Here is a 1,143-nt window from a genome sequence, read left to right on the forward strand (position 1 = left end):
AATCTGAAGTTCGGCTCATTGTCTTGTGACAAAAGCGCTTCACCGAGGCGAGGATCTGGTCGGCTGATTTGACCCACCGATACGGCCTTGGATTTTCGTTATGTGCGTCGATAAAAGTTGTGATGTCGGCTTCGAGTGCGGTTGTTGACCGATGCACGCCGCGCTGGAGTTGCTTGCGCGTCAGTTCGGCGAACCAGCGCTCTACCTGATTGATCCAGGAAGCCGAGGTGGGTGTGAAGTGAACATGCCAATGCGGGCGGCGCGCGAGCCACGTCTTGATCGTGGTCGTTTTATGTGTGGCGTAGTTATCCATCACGAGATGAACATCCAGGTCATCAGGGATCTCAGCGTCGATACGTTTCAGGAAGTCGAGAAATTCCGTGGTACGATGACGTTTGTAGCATTTGCCGATTACCGCACCTGTTGCGATGTCGAGGGCTGCAAACAGCGACGTCGTACCGTTCCGGAGATAGGTATGGGTACGTCGTTCCGGCACGCCCGGTACCATGGGCAGGACGGGCTGTTCGCGGTCCAGCGCCTGGATCTGGGATTTCTCGTCGACGCACAGCACGATCGCGCGGTTCGGTGGCGACATGTAAAGACCGACAATATCCCGAACCTTGTCGACAAAGAGCGGGTCCGTCGACAGTTTGAAGGTTTCGGCCCGATGCGGCTGCAGACCGAAAGCGCTCCAGATCCGGCGGATGGTCGTATGCGACAGGCCGATCTCGGCAGCCATGGAACGGATCGACCAGTGGGTCGCGTCTTTGGGCGTTGTGTTCAGCGTGCGCTCGATGACCTGCGTAACTTGCGCATCCGACACCGTGCGGGGCCGGCCAGCACGATATTCGTCGGTCAGGCCTTCGATGCCATCTTCGACAAACCGCCGCCGCCATTTGCCGACGGTGTGCTCATGCACTCCCAGGCGTGCAGCAACTTCCTTGCTCTGCAAGCCTTCGGCACAGAGCAGAACCATCCGGCAGCGATCCGACAACGACCGCGGCGCCTTGTGACGCCGGACCTGCCCTTCAAGAAACGTCCGCGCCTGCGGACTCAGCTCCACCTGACTTGCCTGTCGTCCCGCCATCGTTCTGCTCCCGTCATTGCGACAGGAATATCATATAATGATGCTTATTTCAGTTC

The 1,143-nt window shown here is 58.2% G+C and carries 1 protein-coding gene; it reads right to left on the bottom strand.

Annotated features, from left to right (window positions below):
• A partial coding sequence (locus HNO79_RS16305; protein ID WP_214165945.1) for an IS630 family transposase occupies positions 1-1,087 on the bottom strand: 1,087 nt, incomplete at its 3' end.
• Positions 1,088-1,143: the final 56 nt, after the last annotated feature.

The organism is Komagataeibacter oboediens, from assembly GCF_018491655.1.
Lineage (GTDB): Bacteria > Pseudomonadota > Alphaproteobacteria > Acetobacterales > Acetobacteraceae > Komagataeibacter > Komagataeibacter oboediens.